This window comes from Candidatus Nanosynbacter sp. TM7-076 (genome assembly GCF_022828325.1).
Classification (GTDB): Bacteria; Patescibacteriota; Saccharimonadia; order Saccharimonadales; family Saccharimonadaceae; genus Nanosynbacter.
Genome location: NZ_JAJQJS010000002.1, coordinates 265,962 through 284,137 on the forward strand (window position 1 = coordinate 265,962; position 18,176 = coordinate 284,137).

Sequence of the window (18,176 nt, forward strand, 5' to 3'; positions counted from 1 at the left end):
GTTAATCCCGAATTGCCTTTCCTGTTAAATCAATAAACACGTCCTCTAAGTTGGCTTGCTCAACAACTTGTTCCTTCTTAAAACCGCGCGCCAATAATTGCTGAATGAGATTATGCGGCGTATCAATTGTGATAATCTTACCGCTATCCATAATCGCCAGACGATCACATAATAATTCCGCCTCGTCCATATAATGCGTCGTCAAGAGAATCGTAATTCCCTCGTCGCGAATTTCCTTAATCAAATCCCACAAATTTCTACGCGCCTGCGGATCAAGCCCTGTGGTCGGCTCGTCCAGAAACAACACTTTTGGATTATTTACCAACGTCGAAGCAATCGCAAAACGCTGTTTTTGACCGCCAGAAAGTTGCTCGACGTAGTTCTTAGCCTTTTCCGTCAATTGAACCTTAGCAAGCAGTGCCTCGGTATCAACTGTCCGACCATATAAACTACCAAACATTTTCAATTGTTCACGCAAAGTCAGTTTGTCATAAAAAGCCGTCGACTGAAGCTGGATGCCAATTATATTCTTAATATCCTTAGGTTTCTTAGCGACATCTATGCTGTCAATTGTAGCCGCACCGCCATCAATTGGTCTGAGCGCTTCCAGCATTTCCAACGTTGTTGTTTTACCCGCGCCGTTAGGGCCAAGAATCCCAAATATTTCGCCCTTTTTAACTTCAAACGACACGCCGTCGACCACGTTATTTCCATCATAAGTCTTAACGAGTTTATCGACTTTTATAATTGATTCAGATTTCACCATTCAAGCTCCTTTCCAAATTATTACGAATTATAACAAGAACAAACTAGTGCTATACTTATAATATGCGCATTCAGAGAAAAAAAGCAAAACCAAAATCGAAAAAACTATTTATTATCATACCGTTTTTGATTTTGCTATTTTCGGCAGGACTATTTGGGATATATTTCTTCAATCAATCACACTCGCGACAAACGACTGCGCCCTCTGACGAAAAGTATTATTTTGCCGATTCGAAATATTCTAGCATTCGTTCAAAGTTCGTCACCAGAGATAACAAACGGGAAAAAGTTTCAATTGAATATCCGATCACGGAAAATGAAAAGATAAATCGCCTGATTAGCGAGTCGATTGATAAAATTGATCGTGATTTTCAAAATACGGTTTTACTGGCGACAGTTTTTGATAAGCCAATGACCGAAACAATTAGCTATCAAGTCACGCACAACACTTCAGAAGCGTTGTCAGTTGTCGTCAATATTAAGCAGGATATGAACGGCGCGCATCCAGCATCAATGACGCAATTTTGGACTTTCGACAAAAAATCTGGCGAAGTTGTCAGCTTGGCTGATTTTACAGAACAGTCCGATGAAGCCGCCGAAGCAATCATATCCGCTGCCAAAAATAGTATTTCTCAGACCATCAAACAGCGCCAGCAACCAGAAATTGATCTAAACGAAATCATAAATAAAGAAGCTTTGTCCAATTTCATCATCACCAACGACGGCAATGCGTTGGCTTGGCCGCTCGGTCAGGCGTCGCTACTGCCATCATCTTACGGCGAATTGACAATTACCGTGCCAATTTCCTCCGTCTCTAAATATCTGCAAAACCCAACAGCGAGAAAATTCGCCAACATCCCCAAACCTGCAGAAAAACCAAAACCAGCGCCCGCAGTTCCAATACCTACCGTCGCAAATAAAACAATTGCCTTAACTTTTGACGACGGACCTGGACCATACACCGAAAAACTGTTGGATATATTGGATAAGTACGACGCCAAGGCGACATTTTTCCTAATCGGCAGCAAAGTTTCAGCACGCGCCAATACGTTACGTCGTATGCAGTCGCGCGGACATCAATTAGGCAATCACTCTTGGTCGCATCCAGAGTTAAATAAGGTTTCAGCGGAGCAACTAGCTAGCGAAATTGACCAGACAAATAACGCTATAAAACAAGCCGTCGGCACCAAACCCAACATCATACGTCCGCCATACGGCGCGTTTAATCGGGCAGTTTTGGAGCAATTCCGTCAGCGCGGAATGTCGACAGTTGTTTGGTCTGTCGATACGCGCGACTGGGCTGATCGTAATAGCGAAATCGTCTGCTCAAGGGCTGTCGCTGGCGCTCGCAACGGAGCTGTGATTTTAATGCACGATATTCATCAGACATCCGTGAATGCCGTTCCTTGTATTCTTGACTCACTCAAACAACAAGGATATTCATTCGTAACGGTACAAAATTTAATCGGCGATATGACACCGGGCGCCGTTTATCCGTAAACTTAATCAATCTCAAATATCTTATATTTTGAAGTTGCACCGCGCACTAATTTGACTTTGGACGATGCGACCTTAAAATGTTTTGCCAATAATTTAATAGCCGCCGCGTTGGCTCGACCTTCAATTGCTGGAGCTTTGACATAAACCGTCAATGTGTCGTCATCATTTTTCACAACTTCCTCACGATGGCGAGAGTTTGGTTTAATATGTACGGAGATTTTCATGATTCAATAATCATTACCCTTAAAACGACATCGCCTCCAACTCCCGCGGCAAAATCTCCTGCACTTCTACCGAACCTGCTACCAAATGATAGCCGTGCAACTTTGACGGCAAATCACGCTCGACAGAACGCCAATTAACTGGGCGATTTTCATCAAAATAATCGAGCAGTTCTGCGTTCAAAAAATGGTTGCGTGGCAGATCCACCGAACCATCCTGATTGACGACCAGCGCTATCGACAGGCCAGCCGTCACACCACCTTCATTTTTAGCATACGCCGCCGTTACCAGATGAACCAGCGGCTCAAATTTCAGCACCGACTGGTCGCTCGCCTCCACCTGCGCCTGGCCGCGACGCGCTAACTGCTGATTGATTTTTGTTGTCAATTCGTCAACACTTGGCTTACCGTCGCCCGCTCGGCAATAGTCGCAACCATCTGCCGCCTCGACATATTCCAGCAGCAGATCCATATCGACGTCAGTGTCGTTAACACCATGCTGTGACAATTGCTCCACCATTTCATGCAGCGCGCCCAGCAAACTATAATCATTAGCATTTCTGGCAGCATCACCGATACGGATGATGGCGCGAGCGATAGTGATGGTTTTGTTTGTTTTGTTCATACATTCTCCTTAGCATCTTTACTCCGCTCCAAAAGCATTTGTAAGCACCCAGTAGCCAACAACGGGCGAACATAATAATTTGCGTGTGTATCAGGTGTCACAATTACCATCTCCGACCATAGTCAACGCCTGCCGCAAACTCCGCACCGGCGCCGCATATGGTATATTAATTTCTGCAAAATGCTGGCGGGCTGCAGTAATTTTAGCTCGTTCATTAGCACTCAAGTGATTATCATTAATATCATCTGAGCCTTTCGTCTCGGCAACAAAGTAAATCCGCTCATCGCCGTCAAACGCTACTGCCCAATCTGGATTATACTTACCAACCGGTGTATCAATCTTGAACCAACTTGGTAGCTTAATATAAAACTTAACGTCGGTATTGTCCTCCAGCGACTGCATGAATTCACGCTCAACTTCCGAATCAACCGCCACATAATCGTAGATGGTTTTTGCCAGGTCGGTCACTGCAACTGCCCCACTCTTCATCGCTGCATCATACAGGTATGTCTGTAATTCACTATTCTCAAACAACGTCATGTCATAATGCTCACCCGTTCTGTGATATTTAACACCGTCAACTGCTAAGCGCCGCTTCACACGATTAATCGCCCGAGCCGTCTCATCAATAACCTGCTGTGGATTAATAGCAATCTGCTCAAACATCCCCGCCTGATCAAGCACATCAAATATCACCCGGCGGGTCATTTGTGTCTGACGCTGAATATCCGCTAATAAATTCGGTATCTTAACTTCAGTTTGGCGTGCCGCATAGGCGTTAAAGCCGGTCTCGCGCACCATAAAACCGCTGTCATTATTCATCGAGTCAATCAGTGTTTTAGCATCAGCAATGTGCGGTTTGCTAATAGTGATCTGTGCTAATTCATTAGCCGACTCCGCTGCTAACTTCTCTGTATCAATTGCCACCCGGTAGGTCGTTTTATGTTTAATTTTATCCCATAATTCCTTGAAAGCCGGATCAAGCGCCCGTGATTTCTGAAAGCTGACGACTTGCCGATTATCACGATTCTTGATTCGCCCACCAAAGTGAATGCCCGTTTCTTCCTCAATTTCCGTCTGGAGCTTGCGGCTAAACTCTGCATAGCTTTCGTTAGCTACTACCGTTAGCACGTTGACGTTATCATCATACACTCGTTGTCCATCAATATTGACCGGCAGACGCAACCCTCGCCCAATCTCTTGGCGCTTTTTCATTTGACTCGACGTCTCATTAAGCGTACAAATCTGAAATACATTAGGATTATCCCAGCCCTCACGCAGTGCCGAGTGGCTAAAGATAAATCGTAGCGGCTCGCCGGTATCCAGTAGTCTTTCCTTATCCTTCATAATCAAGTTATACGCCGTATCATCATCCTTGGTACGGCCACCCTCGCCCTTGGTGTCACGAGAGTCTTTCCACTGGCCACTCTTGTCCGCCGCAAAGTAGCCATCGTGCACCTCACTCGCCAACAAACCATCCATCGCACCGGCATATTTTGGTTTAGATGCCACCTTAGCGTAGGCTTCTTCAAACCACTTGGCGAATTTGCCTTTCTGGGTACCATTCGCCGTATATTCGCGATAATTCATGACTTTATCAATAAAGAATAGGCTGAGTACCTTCACGCCGCTGCCTAGCCGGCGCTGTTTATCAAAATGATCATCAATCGTCAGTTCAATCTGCCGCTTGATAATATCATCATGCAATCTTTCATCGCGCTGACCAACGTAAACTACCTTACCATTACTAAACTCCACGCAATTATCACCGTGATTGATTGACTCGATATAGTAGCCAGCGTAGACCGAACGTCCCGTCTTTGCCTCCAAATCGTCGCCCGGAAACACCTTGATGATCTTGCGCTGCAAGCCATACTCGTCACTCGCATCTACTTCAATTTTAGCAAACGAACGAGTCTTCGACTGGCGCTCTAGCGACAATACATTGATATACGCATCATTATAATTATCCTCACTCTGGACACTATGCACCTCGATCTTCTTGACTAGGCCTTTATCGTAGGCATCGACTGGAGTCAGCCGATAAAGCAAATTGTATAAGTGCTTGTGCGTGGCACTATAGCGCAACGTACACAGTGGATTAAGACTATCAATAGCATTCCGCCGTATGTCCGTCTCCATATTCTGCGGCTCGTCGAGAATAACTACCGGGTGAGTAGCCTTGATGAAATCGAGCGGCCGGCCATAGTCACTCTGCCGATTCATCACATTCTGTGCCTTGGCAAAGCTATCAATAGTAATCACCATGATTTGCAAGGTATCATTCGTGGCAAACTCACGAGCCTGACCTGTTTTCTTGCTGTCCCAGACGTAGTAGTCCATCTCCGGCTTGCTGTAAAGATCAGCAAAGTGCTCCCTGGTGATCGCCAAATTCTTCAGCACACCTTCACGAATCGCCACGCTCGGCACCACGATAATAAACTTCTTCCAGCCGTAGTGCTGATGCAGCTCATGAATCGTCCGCAAGTATACATACGTTTTTCCGGTACCGGTCTCCATCTCGATGGAGAAGTTCATACCATACTTCAGAGATTTTTCGCCGATTTCTAGCGGAAAAATCATCGGAATACTAAAGCTGCCTTCTTTAGTCTCGCTTTTCTCGATACCATTTTTCTCTTGAATTTTATGCGTATTCTTAATTATCTGTGCCATATCCAGCACCAAGCTATTTCCCCTGGCGATCGTCGCCTCCAAGCTTAACTGCCCATCCTGATCCATATGGCGAGTCGCACCGTCAATGTCTTTTGGCTGGCCAGTAAATATATCCACCACCGCGTTGATGGCGTCGATTTGGTACTGTTGGTTGGGGTCAAATTTTAGTTTCATAAATCCAATCAAGCACCCTTCCTGCTACCCTTTAAAAATCCGTCATTATCTATCTCCGCGGCGGCTTTTCCTCTTGTTAACATATCCAGCAGACTTAGAAATGCTTGCTTCATATCGATCCAGTCAGATGATTTGATCTCTACAGTATCACCTGCTTTGTAGTTCTTTATATTTGCGTCCAAAACCCCAGTACTATTAATAAACCTTTTATCGACCACACCACCCTTATGTACCAGTAAGTGTCTTATCTCAAGATAAAAGCATAGCTTCTTCTGAAGATCGCTTTCTAATTTAATTTCTTTATTAAAATAATTTTTAAAATTACTCAGTATAGATTTTAGGTCCTGAAAGTTAGGTTTGTCACGCTCAAGTATTAAACTTCCCAATTTATTGTCAAAATTAAGCTCGTTATCAATAATATCTCTTATCGTTACTTTTATTTCATTTAGTTTCTTATTTTCTATATTGATGTCTGTTTTATCATTAAAACTATCCACAAAATAATCCTTCAGAATTGCCTCTAAAGATGATACAGCCAAAACACACATTTGAGAATATATTACGCTAAATTGCTCCTTCATAGACTCTTCTTTTATATTTTTGAGGGACTTAATGCCATTCTGGATTATGTTTTTGTCCTCATGCACAAGATTCGAGCTATCATCTAATACTGTTTTAAGGCACTGAATCGCTTGATCTCGCATTACCATAGGTGTCGATTCGAGCTTCTCTATTTTTTCAAACCTAGAGCTTAGTTTTGTTACATATTCATTATTTTCACTACTGCTCATCATATCGCCTCCACAAAATCCGGAAATCCCGGATTTTCTATATAGTTATTCGGAATTTCCGAATAAGTGGTTATTTCGTCAGTTGTCTGGTTTTTCCGGATAACTAAAATCTTATCAAGCTTTTCTCTATCAGATAAGTCATTAGAAATTTTGCAGATAAAAAAATTAATCACCTATAACCACCTCGCATCGAGCACGCCTAACACATTCGCCACTGCCATTTACACCAAAGCACTCAACATAATGCTCGCCTGTATATTCTGTATGCTCGGGATTATTATGCGTTCGCCCTTTCGTTATCTCCCCACGGCGTTTATCCACGCTAAGTTTCTTTGAGTTCTGTACTTTCCAATAATAATCTAAGTCTGCTTCAAATCCGTCTATTATCTTAAAATAAAGCTCTTTTTGCTTGGGTATACCCTTCCTCATTCTCGCACGCCTTTGTCTGCGATTCTCAAATTTGTCTTGCTGGTCATAACTAATATCAAATTGATGCGATAAGTCAATCACTGATAAATACCCGAAATCAAAGATAAAATTCTCGCTGGGATCGCGGTTATATTCTTGTGCCTTAAATATATATTCTGCTTCATAATCATCTATTGATTCTAGCCGCACCAAAACCATATCTCTTGTTTTCTTAACGATACTCTTTTGTCTGTCTGTGATAGTTTTTAAGTAATCATCAATATATTTACCACGCTGAGCTCTATCCTCTATACAATCTGGATGATCAACTATATTTGATATCTCCGTAAAGAAATAGAACAGAGCACCTATCAAATCTTCCTCGGAGTTATTCTGAAACCACCGAGTGATAACCTGTTCAAGATGAAAAGATTTCAACTTCAGGTTGTTATCAATATCACGCAATGTTTGTTTCCAGTATTTTACTATTTTTACAGCCTTACGAAAGTCATCATTAGATCCCACTTCTTGAGCTTGTTTTATATATCCTCTAGGGTCAGACGATATCCAAGAACTTTTATCAGTGGGGCTCCAATAAGTATTCTTCCTCTCTTTATGATCTTTAACCTTTATAACTTCTGGGACTTTATACATATAGTCACCATACTCGTTCTTGTTCCATTCGTAGCATGGTACTATATCTACTGAAAATTCAGCTTCTCCTTTAAGCTCAATCACGACAGAGTGATTTTGCACGCCTACATCATATGAATAGCCATTGGGACAATAATCATCGTAATTAGACTTTATTAGTTCTTTTACTTCACTTAACGCACGTTCTGGATCTTGTAAATCGTTATCAGACCATTCTCCAATTACATACAAAATATCCAAATCATGTATAGGAGTTATTGCGGTATATCTTGGATATGATCCGATTTGAATACAGTCATTTTTCCCCAGTATCTCTTGCAGAGACGAATATATCCTAGATATCACCCCCCTCTCGCGTTCCGTGGGAGAAAGAGATCTGGCAAACTCTCTTAGTTTATTATTTACTTCGCTTCTTATCATAACTCGTACTCATTAAGGTTACTAAAATATCGTTTACTAAACGGCCTCTCATATTTACTAGTACCGTAAATGGTTCTTTATTTATCATTTCTACAACATCAACAGGCATTCTCTTATTATTAGCAGGGGAATAGACGATAAGTCCAGCTCCTTTTTGCTTATTTCTTAGTACGTCGTTTATACATTCTGGGAGTTCCCAATAATCATATAGTATTAAGTCATTATCTTTTATGTCAGCCAGGCTATTGTCATTTGCTACGGTGACATTCTTCTCACGAAAAACTCCAGAATCTACTAAGTCTTTCTTTAAAGTCTGCCCGCCATCATTAGTCGAAACGATCAAAATTTTTCTATACCATCTTCCCAGTCCTAGCCTCTTCATCACTAAGAACACGCCAAGAAACCAACCAAGAAACAATGCTATACCACCAAAAATCATCGCGGTTGTAGTTATCATTCCCACTATCTCAAAGAAAAGTCTTACAATTTCCATCACACCACCTCCACCTCAACACCTTGCCGCTCGGCTTGCAGGAGTAGGTTTACTTTTAGATTTATGTCGTCGCCGAAAGCTCGGTCGAGGATGATGATGGATGATGGTTTGGCGGCGAGGATGGTCGCAAATAACTCTTCTGTCATGGAGTGCACCAGGCAAATGACGAGCTTTTCGGACGAGACAAAGCAGAAGTCGTCATGCTGATCTATCTGCGCCAGCGGTGAGATACCACGCTTGAGCAGGAGCTCGGCCAGCAAGTCGTCATCGGTCGTACCCTCCTCCAGCGGATCGAGATTGGCGAGCGCCTGCTGGCGAATTTCCTCCGGGTCGGAAACCAGCTCGTTCCACTGCTTGAAATTGCTATCACCCACCCGATACGCCCGAAAACCAAGGTCAAGCGGGACACTGCGAGACGCTAGCTTATCCGCCTGGTCAACCCGGATTTTGGCACCCGCCCGGCGGATACGCTCACGAGCAATATCAGCGATGGTGCGGTAACCAGCTTCATACGCCTCCGACTTCTCGTCAGTCAGCTCAGGTAACTGCACGCAAATCCAGCGGCGATTACCGCCATCTTCAGCGTTAAGTTCGGCAACAGTATGAGCGGTTGTACCAGAGCCGGAGAAGAAATCGAGGATAATGTCGTTATCGTCAGTCGTTAACCGTAACATTCTCTTGATGTAAGGTATGGGCTTAACCGTATCAAAAATCTGAAATTCAAAAATCTTTTTTATTTCATCCGCGGCATTTGCAGCATTGGACGCATCACTCCAAATGGTCTCCGGGATATTGCCGCTGTTTTCACTGACATATAGTTTTCTGTAGATTTTATCGGACGACGGAGAGTATACTAGTTTATCTTCTTCATCTAACCTTGTCATTGATTCTTTATTCATCAGCCATAGTCTCTCAGAAAATACCTGTCCAGTTTTTGATTTAAACTCATATTTGGATCCACCTTGGGTTCCACGGGCCCACACACCGAGTAATCGATACGCTCCACGAGGATCATTATCGGGGTTTTTATAAGCCTTTAATGTTGTCTCATCAAGTTCAAGCCTATTGAAGTTAAGGTCGTCGATTGAACGAGCAAAAACTAACAAGTACTCATGGTTACGACTTAAAAACTTTGCGGAATTATCCTTACCTCTTTTGCGCTGCCACACAATCTGCGCTACAAAATTCTCCTCCCCAAATATCTCGTTCATCATCAGGCGGAGGTTGTGGACTTCGTTGTCGTCGATCGAGACGAAGATGACGCCGTCTTGGCGAAGCAGGTTGCGTGCCAAAAAGAGGCGTGGATACATCATGTTCAGCCAGTTGCTGTGCTTGTGCCCGCCGGTATTGGTGCGCAAGCCGTCATCTCGCACAACATTACCCTCATCATCAGTGATGCCCGCCTCTGTCTCATAGCTACGGCGTGTCTGCTTGAAATCGTCGTTGTAAATGAAATCATTACCAGTATTGTAGGGCGGGTCGATATAGATCATCTTAACCTTGCCATAATACGCCTTGTGCAAAATCTTCAGCGTCGCCAGGTTATCGCCCTCGATAAACATATTGCCCGTCGTATCCCAATCGACGGAATTCGCCCGGTCGAGGTGGAGCGTCTGGACAGTCTTCTCCTGGATAGCAGCGAAGACGTCGCCCTTGCCCTTCCATCCGAGGCCGTAGCGCTCACCCAAATCAACCGCCTCGCCCAGTGTCGACTGGAGTTTCTGCCAGTCAATCTTACCTTCGGTGACCACCTCGGGGAAGAGCTGTACCAGCTTGTCAATCTGTTGTTGATGTATATTGTCGTTATAGCCGTTCATTTTATTCGCCACTCCCACCGTCTAGGCTTTCTTGCATGTATCGGTAGACCGTAGATACGATTTCTTTCACATCTTCGTTGATATTTTTATAGTACAACTTATCGTAGGCTTCGTCGCCATACTTGCGGATTGGATCGCTGATGAGAGCGTGAATAAACGACTGGGTTGCACCATCAACGCCTTTGAAATCTAATGTGACTTTTTTTCGCTGAGCTAGGGTTGGCATAATTTTGTTTACACGCAGCTCCTTAGCCTTTTCTTTATTCTCAGCAAACGAGCCGACAACTGGCTGCAAATGGATGATCATATAAAATTTGGCCTCCTGTATTTTATTCTCTTTCGTTCACGAATCGCTTCGCCGTATACGCTGCCAATATGAGACATGATTGCTTTAAACTCTGGTGTGTTATCCAGCGCGATGTCTACAGCAACTAGCGTGCCGTGAAAATCTCCCAAATCATTAGTCCGCCTACTATTGTCGCGAAACGGGTCGGCGTATAATGTAATCGATTTTTGGTCGGTCCTATTTTTCAGCAGCGTATATTCTGCCTTGCCGCTGTATATCGTAAAATAACTGCGGGTAATCTTGGCAATTGATTTAATAAAAAACAATCCGGCACCAGCATTTTCACTCGTACCACCCTCTCGCGAAGTTGTTCCTGTTATGCCCGGAGTAAGACTGTACCGTACCGCTTCCAGATCATCTTTTGGATGCCACGTCTCGTTCATGCTTTTCCAGATTCCTATACCGGTATCACAGATGGCGATACTGACTTTATTCGTTTTTTTATAGTATTGCGCGGCAACGATAGCGCCGCACTTTGCGTTAGCATGCTCTAAAACATTGCGCACCAGTTCGCCAATAATATATTTGATAACCATCGCGTCCTTTTCCGGCAGGTGCAGCAATGGTATCATTTCGGCGATAAAATAAGATTGGTCTTCGGGTGTTTTTATGACAGTTAGCGGCACAAATCGCCCAGCTGCTTCTTTTTCTTGATATGTAAATGGCGATACTGTGCTTGCTAAGTTGTAAAGCCCCATTCTATCAAGATAAATACCGGTAGCTGGGACTGTACCAATAATTTTCGTTTTATTCTTACCAACTTGCATGGCCAAAGCAGCCACCAAGGCAAGGTTAGCCGGGTGAACTGTTATCCATTTATCGTGCGTCGCAATTTCCAGCTCTTTAGGTTTAGACCAATCAATAGACCGCAAAAAGGTTTGTATATTGCGCAAGTTTCCCTGATTCGACAGAAATACCCTCATACTATAAACAGTATACCCGTAGGATACATTTCTTGTCAATATGTATCCTACGGGGAAATATACGTGATTTTATGTAATTGACTTGTACGAATGTTTTGTCAATATAATATGATCAACCAAACTAATTCCTAACAGTTCACCCGCCTGGCGTAAACGGTGCGTTACTTCCCGGTCTGCTTGACTCGCCTCCAAACTCCCGCTCGGATGATTATGTGCCACGATGATGCTGGCGGCACGATCGGCGATGGCGTCGGCGAAAACCTCGCGCGGGTGTACCAGGCTGGCCGTCAACGTACCGATAGTCACCACCCGCTTGGCAATCAAACGATTCGCACCGTCCAGTGTCAGGCAAGCAAAATATTCCTGCTTTTTGTCGCGAATGTCGGCCAGTAGCTCGACCGCCTTTTCTGGACTGTCGATGATTGGCTGGTCGCTGTCCAGCAAGTACCGCCGCGCCAGTTCCAAACTCGCCAAAATCACCGGGATTTTCGCTTCACCCAAACCAACCACGCTACGCAGATCATCATACGAAACATCACCGCCCTTTTGACGCAAAATTTTCAGCACCTCGCGCGCAATCTTGCCGACATCGGCCCGAGCATTACCGCTGCCAATAATCGCCATCAACAGCTCCAAGTCGCTCAGCCGCGCCGTACCGTAACGTGCCAACTTCTCGCGGGGACGATCAATTTTCGGCTTGTCGAGCACTTTCATAGTTTCATTATATCAGGCTTTAACCATTCATCAGCTACCAATCTTCGCGCTATCATTTCGCGCAGCCCTATTTATCGCTTACACCACGCAAAGATCACCAGCTATTCGGAATCGCTCTAGCTTGTCGGCCGCGCGCCACACACATCGCCACCACCAACATGCCAACCAGCCGCGACACCAACGACGTATCGTCCGCGTTTGATTGAGTCGTTACCACCACTCCCTCTTCTGGATTTAGCGGACTATCGTCTGACCGTAAACCAGATGATGGATGGGTATTCATCAGCAAATCATCACCATTCGCGACACTTTCTTCGCCATTATAGACACAATCATCCAGAATATCGTTAAGTTCTGCTTGCTCTCCGGACAGGTTGATGCCTGATTTTATGTCACTAACATCCATAATTACACTTTCAATTTCATCATCGCTGCGCAGCAAATCGCTTTTTTCCGATATTTTCACAAACTCCTCACGAAGCACGAGACATTCCTCTGGAATTTTCGTTACCACCTCGTCCGACTCAACATCAAGTGTTGGCTCAATAATCGGTGAGGTGGAAATAATTACTTGTTCCTCTGGCTCAGAGTCATCAGTTTCTTCACGCACTGTAATCGTTTCTACCGGCAGCGCAATCGTCACTGCTTCAGCAGAAGACGCTTCCGACTCTACTACTGGGGACTCCTGCCGTTCGATAAAGAAAACCGCATCTTCTTCAGCCCAAAAATCATTATCCTTACCATGACTACGCTCTATCGCCGTACCACTATAGTCAAGTTGCTCAATTGACAAGACCTGTGTATCAGTGAAAATTTGATCCGCCGCCAATATGTCAATCTCCTCGTTTGGAGGATCAACCTTAGCTTCATCAACTATTGCGGTATCAACCAGCCGCTCATTATCAACAATGTCAGTCGATTCGACAGAATTATTATAATCCGGCGTCGCATCTATATTAATCTCGTTAGATTGAATGTATATTGGTGCTTTCGTACCAGAATTGTCAATTGGTCCCGTAATCGCAGATTTATCCGCCCCTACTGCATCAAATTGTGCTGCCAAGTGCTGCTGCTCGGAAATTGACGTAAAAGCACTTTCATCATTTTCTGCTGCTCGGCTCGGCTCAGACTCTACAACCTTAGCGGCAATCTTATTATCGCTAGTCGCAGGGTAAACAGTTTCATGTTCCAGCGAATTGCTATTATCATCAACGGTTTGGGTGTTCTTATCTATCACTACCGATACCGGCGCATTTTCCGTCTTTGTCGGCGCATCTAAGGACTCTGGTGCCGGCTTCTTGCTGTCATTATGCACTGCGTCAGAAATAGAATCAATAATGTGCGGCTTCATCTCCACCGAAGGACTGACCACCCCTATCTTCTCAATGCCCACATCCTCGCCCGAAGCTTCAACCGCCTGGTTAGTCGAAGTTTTATCTTCTCGTTCCTGCGGTATGAGTTTCTCAGTTGACTTATTTGTTTTAGTTGTCAAATCTATGGGCTTCGCCTCTGATACCACTGGCTCAGGTGCTTTTTTAATAATAGGCTCTTGATAATCGGTAGACTCTGAATATCCCGCCAACACCAATTCTCCGCGTCCATTTTCATCCAGACTATCGAAATCATCTGGAGCCAATAGTCTATCCAAATAGCTTTGTTTTGGTGTCATTTCCAACAAATTAGGAATCACCTCTTCATCCGCAGAATTCATATCATCAGATACATTCTCCTGTCTTTCCGACTCCTGTTTCATGACTAACGCCTGAGGTTTTACGCACTGACTAAGAAATGGGCAGCCAACACATGTCGCACATGCCGTTTGACCAATTGACGCTGATACTTTCTCGGTAGAAGGTAACTCTGCTTCACCGCTAGCTACCGCCACCAAATCAAACCGACCTACACCATCAGCCACTTCTTCACCAACACTAGACGAAAAATCCTCGCTAATATTGCCATCTCTCAGCGACAAAAACACATCAAAATCATCACCATCAATTACTGTCGATGATAATTCTACTGTAGTCGTCACCCCAATCATTGCTCAAAAAACGTCTCCGTTGAAATCTTCAATTCACTTACGCCGGCGGCGGATAATTTTTGCCAAACATCTCTAACAAATGGCAAACTTCCACAGACCAAAAAATGCGCATCTTCTGGCGTTTCGTGAACAATTTTTTCCACATTAAATCGACCGTTAAACCAACCATCTTTTTCCTCAATCTGCTGGCGAGTACTGAACTTCTTCACTTTAATATTTGACGCCGCTAGCTCATTTCCAAAAACCATATATTCTGGCGATTTTTGGCTAAAATATAAAAACGTCGGCTGGCTAGAACTTGCCATAACGCTCCAAATTGGACTAAGTCCGCAGCCCGCAGCAATTCCGACCAAAGGACTTTCTGTTTGCGGATTAAAATCGCCATAAGCGTGGCTAATTTGTAATTTATCGCCAACATTCCGTGAACATAAATAGCTAGAAAATTCACCACCAACATTCTTCACAGTAATTGACATTAGCTCATCGTCAGGAGTAGAAGAAATGCTATAAGCCTTCCCTTCACGCACGCTACTACCATCAATAAAAACCGTAATATATTGTCCGGCGGTAAAGTCGAACGGTCGCGCAAAATATAACGTCTTCACTTCAGGATTTTCCTGACGGACGCGCACAATTTCAACCTCTAATGAATCACGCATTCTCCAACGTACCTTTCCATTATTTTCTGAGCTTCTCTAAATTCTTCGTCAGTAAAAGTGTGGTAATTCGCGAACTTTGGACTAATTGTCGTGCCGGTGCGAAAATGCTGCAAGGCAAATCTCTTCGCGCCCTTAACCAGCTCGCCAATCTTCTCAAAATCGCTAACTTCTAGTTGCTCACGAACAATCGTCGTACGAAATTCGTGATCAATTCCCGAATCAATCATCAACCGAACATTCTCCTTGATCGCTTCCAAATCAATCGGTCGCGCCGCAATCTCAACATATTTTTCCAGCGGACCTTTTACATCCATCGCAATAAAGTCAATCAGCCCCTCTTCAACCATTCCGCGAACTATATCTGGATGCGTACCATTGGTGTCCAACTTAATGTCAAAACCAAGTTTCTTAATCATCCGACATAACTCCGGCAAATCTTCATTTACCGTTGGCTCACCGCCAGAAATCACCACGCCGTCCAGCCGACCAACTCGCGATTTTAGAAATATCATCACTTCATCAACTGGAATACTCGGCGCCAATCGTTCAGGTAATACCAATTCAGGATTATGGCAATAACCGCACCGCATATTGCAACCAGAGAGAAACAGAGCTGCCGCCACATGCCCTGGATAATCCACGAGCGACAGCTTCTGAATTCCACCGATTGACACTTTAAGCTGCCGCGACGGCGCTAAGTCGCTGGTGTTCGGCGGCATTGTCATAATGCTCCCTCATATCAAATTCTGCTTGCTTGCCTTTATTCCATTGAGAAACTGGACGCAAGAAACCAACCACGCGTGAGTAAACTTCAGTAGCTTCACCACACTTTGGACATTCTGGATGCTCACCGACAATATAGCCGTGATTCTTGCAAATTGAGAAGCTTGGACTGAACGTGAAGTATGGCAATTTGTAATTTTCACAAATCGTTTTCACCAATTTTTTCAAAGTTTGCGGATCGTCCATGCGCTCACCTAAGAAGAAGTGAATCACCGTGCCGCCCGTGTACTTGGTTTGCAAATTGTCCTGAAGATCCATCAACTCAAACAAATCGTCCGTGTAATTAACTGGCAAGTGGCTAGAGTTGGTATAGAACGGACATTTAACTTCCGCGCCAATTCCGTTAGCAAAATGCGCTCGATCTGGGAAGCTGGCTTTATCAAGTTGCGCCAATCGATAAGTCGTGCCTTCAGCCGGCGTTGCCTCAAGATTGTAATTATTGCCAGTTTCCTTCTGATATTCCACCAAACGATCGCGCATAAAATCAAGCGTCTTCTCAGCAAAAGCCTTACCTTTTTCCGTGCCAATATCAACGCCTAGTAAATTAAGCGCCGCCTCGTTCGTACCGATCAAACCAATGGTTGAAAAATGGTTCTTCCAATATTGATTGAAGCGTTGCTTAATGTTTCGCAAATAAAACTTAGTGTACGGATACAAATTGGCGTCGGTCAATCGCTCCAAAACTTTACGCTTGGTTTCCAAACTGTCTTTTGCCATATCCATAAGTTCAGCCAATCCCTTAAAGAATTCTTTTTCGTTCTTAGACTTTAGCGCCAGTCGTGGCAAGTTTATTGTTACCACACCGACCGAACCAGTCATTGGATTTGAGCCGAACAAGCCGCCGCCACGATATTCCAATTGACGATTATCAATACGCAATCGACAACACATTGAGCGCGCATCTTCTGGATCCATGTCGGAATTAATGAAGTTTGAGAAGTACGGAATGCCGTATTTAGCGCTAGCTTCCCACAAACTTTCAATCACTGGATTATCCCAATTGAAGTCCTTGGTGATATTAACTGTTGGAATCGGGAACGTAAAGACTCGACCATTAGCGTCGCCTTCAGAAAGAACCTCCAGTAGCGCCTTGTTTAGCATATTCATTTCTTCTTGATATTCGCCATATGTCGTGTCCTGCATTTCGCCACCAATAATCACTGGATTATCTGCCATATGCTTTGGACATTCAAGGTCAAGTGTAATGTTGGTAAACGGCGTCTGGAAACCAACACGAGTCGGCACATTAACATTAAAGACGAATTCTTGAATAGCCTGTTTTACTTCATCATAGCTCAATTTGTCGGCACGAATAAACGGTGCTAATAGTGTATCAAAATCAGAAAAAGCCTGCGCGCCAGCCGCTTCGCCCTGTAATGTATAAAAGAAGTTTACAACTTGACCAAGCGCTGATCGGAAATGCTTAGCTGGCTTAGAAGCAACCTTACCAGCAACGCCAGTAAATCCTTCTTGTAATAAGTCAGTCAAATCCCAACCAACACAATAAACACTTAGCAAGTTAAGGTCGTGAATGTGCAAGTCGCCTTCTTTGTGAGCTTGCCCAATCTTCGATGTATAAATCTTATCCAGCCAGTAAGTCTTCGTAATTTCCGCTGAAACATAGTTATTCAAACCCTGCAGGCTGTAGCCCATATTAGAGTTTTCATTAACTTTCCAGTCCAAATTTTCCAGATATTTATCAATCAAATCAACGTGCGCATTAGAAGTAATTTCGCGCAATTTTTTATGCTGATCGCGGTAAATAATGTACGCCTTTGCTGTTTTCTTAAACTTAGAGTCAATCAACGCATCCTCAACAATGTCCTGAATATCTTCAACGCTTGGTAGGCGCTTTTGGTTACGAGTTTCCAAAACACCCAAAACCTTGTCAGTCAATTCAACTGCTTGAGCGGCGTCAAATTCACCAGTTTCCAGTCCTGCTTTTTCAATTGCTTTTTCAATTTTTTTCCGATCAAATTTAGCGGTTCGACCATCGCGTTTTTTAATTGATTTATACATTCCCCCTCCTTATTTATAAAAATAGCAAACCAGCCCAACCTCTCCAGTGGGCACATGTTGCAAAAAACGTTATTTATTTTCTAAAACACCATATGTAGTGCTTAATATTGAATATACACGCGATATATAGCGTCTGTCAATGAAAGTACA

General features: G+C 43.9%; 17 protein-coding genes. 1 reads left to right on the top strand and 16 read right to left on the bottom strand.

Annotated elements, in window-relative coordinates:
* Position 1 precedes the first annotated feature (1 nt).
* Positions 2 to 763 carry an ABC transporter ATP-binding protein gene (locus LRM47_RS02080; protein ID WP_353524830.1) on the bottom strand — a complete coding sequence of 254 codons (762 nt, stop codon included), beginning with the start codon at positions 761 to 763 and terminating at the stop codon, positions 2 to 4.
* A gap of 65 nt (positions 764 to 828) precedes the next feature.
* On the opposite strand from LRM47_RS02080, the gene LRM47_RS02085 reads away from it, so the two are divergent.
* Positions 829 to 2,265 carry a polysaccharide deacetylase family protein gene (locus LRM47_RS02085; RefSeq protein ID WP_243822636.1) on the top strand — a complete coding sequence of 479 codons (1,437 nt, stop codon included), beginning with the start codon at positions 829 to 831 and terminating at the stop codon, positions 2,263 to 2,265.
* Between the two features lie 2 nt (positions 2,266 to 2,267).
* On the opposite strand, the gene LRM47_RS02090 is transcribed toward LRM47_RS02085, so the two are convergent.
* From LRM47_RS02090 to LRM47_RS02160, 15 genes are all read right to left on the bottom strand, one after another.
* Positions 2,268 to 2,489 (bottom strand): DUF167 domain-containing protein, encoded by a 222-nt coding sequence (locus LRM47_RS02090; RefSeq protein WP_129634840.1) that lies wholly within the window; start codon positions 2,487 to 2,489, stop codon positions 2,268 to 2,270.
* Positions 2,490 to 2,508: 19 nt separating this feature from the next.
* The gene (locus tag LRM47_RS02095; RefSeq protein WP_243822637.1) at positions 2,509 to 3,111 is read right to left on the bottom strand and encodes a hypothetical protein; all 603 of its coding nucleotides are present in this window, start codon (positions 3,109 to 3,111) and stop codon (positions 2,509 to 2,511) included.
* Between the two features lie 90 nt (positions 3,112 to 3,201).
* Positions 3,202 to 5,958 (bottom strand): restriction endonuclease, encoded by a 2,757-nt coding sequence (locus LRM47_RS02100; RefSeq protein ID WP_243822638.1) that lies wholly within the window; start codon positions 5,956 to 5,958, stop codon positions 3,202 to 3,204.
* A gap of 8 nt (positions 5,959 to 5,966) precedes the next feature.
* The gene (locus tag LRM47_RS02105; protein ID WP_243822639.1) at positions 5,967 to 6,752 is read right to left on the bottom strand and encodes a hypothetical protein; all 786 of its coding nucleotides are present in this window, start codon (positions 6,750 to 6,752) and stop codon (positions 5,967 to 5,969) included.
* Positions 6,749 to 6,922 carry a hypothetical protein gene (locus LRM47_RS02110; RefSeq protein ID WP_243822640.1) on the bottom strand — a complete coding sequence of 58 codons (174 nt, stop codon included), beginning with the start codon at positions 6,920 to 6,922 and terminating at the stop codon, positions 6,749 to 6,751. Before LRM47_RS02110 ends, LRM47_RS02105 begins: the two co-directional genes overlap by 4 nt.
* Complete coding sequence (locus tag LRM47_RS02115) at positions 6,915 to 8,231, bottom strand: nucleotidyltransferase (RefSeq protein WP_243822641.1); 1,317 nt, start codon at positions 8,229 to 8,231, stop codon at positions 6,915 to 6,917. Before LRM47_RS02115 ends, LRM47_RS02110 begins: the two co-directional genes overlap by 8 nt.
* Positions 8,209 to 8,727, bottom strand: coding sequence for a hypothetical protein (locus LRM47_RS02120; protein WP_243822642.1), 519 nt, complete (start codon positions 8,725 to 8,727; stop codon positions 8,209 to 8,211). The genes LRM47_RS02115 and LRM47_RS02120 overlap by 23 nt, the downstream gene beginning before the upstream one ends.
* Positions 8,724 to 10,541 carry a site-specific DNA-methyltransferase gene (locus tag LRM47_RS02125; protein ID WP_243822643.1) on the bottom strand — a complete coding sequence of 606 codons (1,818 nt, stop codon included), beginning with the start codon at positions 10,539 to 10,541 and terminating at the stop codon, positions 8,724 to 8,726. The genes LRM47_RS02120 and LRM47_RS02125 overlap by 4 nt, the downstream gene beginning before the upstream one ends.
* A gap of 1 nt (position 10,542) precedes the next feature.
* On the bottom strand, positions 10,543 to 10,848 hold the full coding sequence (locus tag LRM47_RS02130; protein ID WP_243777891.1) for an STAS-like domain-containing protein: 306 nt from the start codon (positions 10,846 to 10,848) through the stop codon (positions 10,543 to 10,545).
* On the bottom strand, positions 10,845 to 11,810 hold the full coding sequence (locus LRM47_RS02135; RefSeq protein WP_243777890.1) for an ATP-binding protein: 966 nt from the start codon (positions 11,808 to 11,810) through the stop codon (positions 10,845 to 10,847). The genes LRM47_RS02130 and LRM47_RS02135 overlap by 4 nt, the downstream gene beginning before the upstream one ends.
* A 69-nt stretch (positions 11,811 to 11,879) precedes the next feature.
* Positions 11,880 to 12,524 carry a RadC family protein gene (gene radC, locus LRM47_RS02140; RefSeq protein ID WP_243822644.1) on the bottom strand — a complete coding sequence of 215 codons (645 nt, stop codon included), beginning with the start codon at positions 12,522 to 12,524 and terminating at the stop codon, positions 11,880 to 11,882.
* Positions 12,525 to 12,618: 94 nt separating this feature from the next.
* On the bottom strand, positions 12,619 to 14,565 hold the full coding sequence (locus tag LRM47_RS02145) for a hypothetical protein (protein WP_243822645.1): 1,947 nt from the start codon (positions 14,563 to 14,565) through the stop codon (positions 12,619 to 12,621).
* The gene (locus LRM47_RS02150; RefSeq protein WP_243816722.1) at positions 14,562 to 15,224 is read right to left on the bottom strand and encodes a ferredoxin--NADP reductase; all 663 of its coding nucleotides are present in this window, start codon (positions 15,222 to 15,224) and stop codon (positions 14,562 to 14,564) included. Before LRM47_RS02150 ends, LRM47_RS02145 begins: the two co-directional genes overlap by 4 nt.
* Positions 15,209 to 15,949: an anaerobic ribonucleoside-triphosphate reductase activating protein gene (locus LRM47_RS02155; protein ID WP_243822646.1), complete on the bottom strand. Its 741-nt coding sequence runs from the start codon at positions 15,947 to 15,949 to the stop codon at positions 15,209 to 15,211. The genes LRM47_RS02150 and LRM47_RS02155 overlap by 16 nt, the downstream gene beginning before the upstream one ends.
* Entirely contained in the window at positions 15,900 to 18,026 is a 2,127-nt protein-coding gene (locus LRM47_RS02160; RefSeq protein WP_243822647.1) for a ribonucleoside triphosphate reductase, read from the bottom strand. The genes LRM47_RS02155 and LRM47_RS02160 overlap by 50 nt, the downstream gene beginning before the upstream one ends.
* Between the last annotated feature and the right edge of the window lie 150 nt (positions 18,027 to 18,176).

Bases quoted from the DNA above. Each gene is read 5' to 3' on its own strand.
- LRM47_RS02115 (WP_243822641.1), bottom strand. From the start codon at position 8,231: ATGATAAGAAGCGAAGTAAATAATAAACTAAGAGAGTTTGCCAGATCT.
- LRM47_RS02155 (WP_243822646.1), bottom strand. From the start codon at position 15,949: ATGACAATGCCGCCGAACACCAGCGACTTAGCGCCGTCGCGGCAGCTT.
- LRM47_RS02095 (WP_243822637.1), bottom strand. From the start codon at position 3,111: ATGAACAAAACAAACAAAACCATCACTATCGCTCGCGCCATCATCCGT.
- LRM47_RS02125 (WP_243822643.1), bottom strand. From the start codon at position 10,541: ATGAACGGCTATAACGACAATATACATCAACAACAGATTGACAAGCTG.
- LRM47_RS02085 (WP_243822636.1), top strand. From the start codon at position 829: ATGCGCATTCAGAGAAAAAAAGCAAAACCAAAATCGAAAAAACTATTT.
- LRM47_RS02150 (WP_243816722.1), bottom strand. From the start codon at position 15,224: ATGCGTGATTCATTAGAGGTTGAAATTGTGCGCGTCCGTCAGGAAAAT.
- LRM47_RS02130 (WP_243777891.1), bottom strand. From the start codon at position 10,848: ATGATCATCCATTTGCAGCCAGTTGTCGGCTCGTTTGCTGAGAATAAA.
- LRM47_RS02105 (WP_243822639.1), bottom strand. From the start codon at position 6,752: ATGATGAGCAGTAGTGAAAATAATGAATATGTAACAAAACTAAGCTCT.
- radC (WP_243822644.1), bottom strand. From the start codon at position 12,524: ATGAAAGTGCTCGACAAGCCGAAAATTGATCGTCCCCGCGAGAAGTTG.
- LRM47_RS02145 (WP_243822645.1), bottom strand. From the start codon at position 14,565: ATGATTGGGGTGACGACTACAGTAGAATTATCATCGACAGTAATTGAT.
- LRM47_RS02135 (WP_243777890.1), bottom strand. From the start codon at position 11,810: ATGAGGGTATTTCTGTCGAATCAGGGAAACTTGCGCAATATACAAACC.
- LRM47_RS02090 (WP_129634840.1), bottom strand. From the start codon at position 2,489: ATGAAAATCTCCGTACATATTAAACCAAACTCTCGCCATCGTGAGGAA.
- LRM47_RS02160 (WP_243822647.1), bottom strand. From the start codon at position 18,026: ATGTATAAATCAATTAAAAAACGCGATGGTCGAACCGCTAAATTTGAT.
- LRM47_RS02100 (WP_243822638.1), bottom strand. From the start codon at position 5,958: ATGAAACTAAAATTTGACCCCAACCAACAGTACCAAATCGACGCCATC.